The organism is Moorena sp. SIO3I6 (genome assembly GCF_010672095.1).
The window spans coordinates 1-3,020 of sequence record NZ_JAAHHU010000510.1; the positions used below are offsets into that span (position 1 = coordinate 1).

The 3,020-nt window shown below is 43.4% G+C and carries 2 protein-coding genes; both read right to left on the bottom strand.

Annotation, left to right across the window (positions count from 1 at the left end; translation table 11 throughout):
- Positions 1-790 precede the first annotated feature (790 nt).
- A complete protein-coding gene (locus F6K49_RS38730; RefSeq protein ID WP_293105788.1) occupies positions 791-2,341 on the bottom strand; it encodes an ISKra4 family transposase in 1,551 nt (516 codons plus the stop codon).
- A gap of 472 nt (positions 2,342-2,813) precedes the next feature.
- A partial coding sequence (locus F6K49_RS38735) for a hypothetical protein (protein WP_293105791.1) occupies positions 2,814-3,020 on the bottom strand: 207 nt, incomplete at its 5' end.

A 3,020-nucleotide genomic window follows, 5' to 3' on the forward strand; every position in this document is an offset into this window, starting at 1 on the left:
CAACATGCCCATTCCACCAACATGCCCATTCCACCAACATGCCCATTCCACCAACATGCCCATTCCACCAACATGCCCATTCCACCAACATGCCCATTCCACCAACATGCCCATTCCACAACAATATGCAACGCCTAATAACCTTCAACCTTCAACCAAATAACCTACCCTTCAAGGGACGCCAAAGGCGAACAACTTAATAACCTTCTCACCTTCAACCAAATAACCTTCAACCTTCAACATCCCAACCTTCAACCTTCAACCAAATAACCTTCAACCTTCAACCAAATAACTAACCTTCTAACCTTCAACTCTCCAAAAAAAATAGCCGCAGAAATACCTTCCACGGCTAGGAAATTTTACTATGCCTCAACTTTGTAAACCAACCCAGAAATAATCCAATCCGATTGACCAAAGGCCACCCTAGGGGAACAGATTTGATTTTTGGGCTAGGGGGGGAACCCCCCCCTACTAATTTACTTTAATCTAGAATTATGTACTTAGTCATCGTCGTCATGAATTCGCCAGGAATTTCAGTGGGCTGAAGGGGGCTCCAGTCCGAAATTTGGGCATAACGCAGTGCAGAAAGAATATACATGGTGTTGCTTATTGCCCGGCGGGACCCCTTCAGAATATGCTGAACGGGGTATTTTTTTGGAGAAGGTTCCTAATGATAATTGAGAATTGAGAATGTAATCTGATGCGCCTTTAAATTAGTTTTTCCCTTTTATATGTTACCTTTGAGCAATTTAGATAAGGCTGCGGCTCTTTTAAGAAGACGCAAGTCCAGTCAAAAAACCATCGCTTTGTATGAAGTATTTGTACAAATTGAAGCTTGAATAACACTTTTAAGCAAAGGAATACCAGAAAAATACTTTGCTTGGTGATTGCGGTGATGTTCTTTTTGCAAATGAAAACGCCAATAGTCGTTCCAATCACCACTGACGTGAAGAGAACGAAGACGTAAAACCGCCTCAGCACCCTGAAGGCTCCACCGGGCTCCAGTAATATCCATTCGGTCTTTAATCAAATGACGACAAGCTCCTTCAATTACTCCCGTAGCAACAGGAAATCCTTCAGCCAAGTAAAGATCGTACCGAAGATAATCTCGATTATTGAGTAAATAGTTTGCGCATTTATCTACGGCAGAACGTTGCTCTGGTTTGAGTTGAAGCCGGGTTGCACAGCGGCGCATACCCGAAGCAACGTAACTTGATTTACCTTCAAGAATACGAAGCAAACGATCGCTAACCCAATCTTCAGCTTCTTTACTGCTAGGAGCATGAAAGACAAAGGCAGCTTTCCAAAGATACTCAATTACATGAATCAGATCCAGAACAATTGTGAGCTGAATTTTATGTTTCTTGGCCAACTGATCAAGCCGTCGTAATTGCGTCTTCTTACCATCAACTAATGCAACTAGCTTTTTTGGTCGTTCTCGATCGCGGCTTAAAGCTTCATCAAATGTTTCATTAATTACTTGTTCTGCCTCTTTTGCTAAAGAAGCCCAAACTCTTTTACCTTCGGGACGCGGACGTTTTATCTTGGCTAATTTTGGGGGATTGACTATTTGTGTTGCTGTCCGCACTATTGGCTCTATTGTATAAACAGCAGCTACTGTCGCCATGGGTTTTGAGTTTCGTTTTTCTCCCTTAGTTAGACGTTTTTGTAGCTTTTTTTGACCGGCAGCTCTTTTCTTGGTGTCGGGGCGTAAATCCTCTTGGCGCATGACTACGCCCTTGCCATCGACACTAATAACCAGAATATCTCCTGTCTTTTCCCCAAGCTGATACTGTGCTTGTTGGGCTTGATAGAATTCCTCAAAATCACGAGAACTCGATAGTGCTAATTCTTCAACCTGACGCTTTGCTACTTTGGCTGCGGTTGTCTTGTTAATGATGTCTACTGTTTGGTTATATCCGTTGAACGCTACTGATGTCGCTACTCGCTCTGATAGTCCGTGAGAATACTGTTCTGGTGGCAGATTTAATTCTCCATCCAGAGGATTTAGACTATGAATGCCTCTTCCTCCGTAGCCAAGGCGATTGACTATTACTATCCCAAATATTGTCTTCAGTTTTCTCGATTGGTGACGTTTATGGGTTCTTTTTACCCCGTCACTACCTATACAGTCTGACTCTATTTCATCTGACTTTCTCTTATCTAAATAACCTTGTAATAATCTTCTTAATAGTTCGTTTCCGTTGACAAATAGATTATTCTCCAATTCACTGTGTTCCAGACCACAAGAACTCTCTGAACTTAACCACGTTACCATTTCCTCAAATAGTTCCCGTGCTTCTGTGAAATCTCCGTCCTTGTTTTGGTTGGTGGGTAGCATATTGTTTAGTTGCAATTAGTAGAATGTTTACGAATGTTCTGGTGGAGGGGAATTTTGGAGCAGTTTTTCTGGCCGATGCCCACGATCGCGCTGGGTTAGTATAGCTGCCTACCGCGTAATCCCCTACTGAACCAGTAGGGGATTGTCCTCGCGACCCCTGGCACGTTTATGAGTATAGCGTCTTTTTAAAAGAGCCGCACCCTAATGATATCCCAATCTAAATGCTGAACAGCTGAGAATTTGGCATTGCTTAATAATGGAATGATTTTAATAGTTTTGTGAAATGGGCATATTGCTTAGGTGCGCTTTCGGGTCGCACCTGTGGAATAGGCATCTTGGTGGAACTGGCATCTTGCCAGTTTCATGCTTATTTTCGGGCGGGCAGGATGCCTGGGGGGGTGACATGCAAGCTAAAATCCTTACTGGGTAATAATTTCAGCCCATAAGTTCCTTAATCGGTGCGCTTGACCCATTAAGAATTAAATTCGCCACGGGTCGCACCTAAAAGATACATTCTGTTTTGGGCGCGACCTTGGACGTATTTATAAGGGTTTGAGCTTGCCATTAAGGGATGCAGCTCCGACCTGCGGGGGTTTCCCACACTCGCGCTTGGCATCAAGAAAATGAATCGAGGGTTAATCTGGGGCTGTATCTTCCATAAGCTCATTGGCATCAAAGC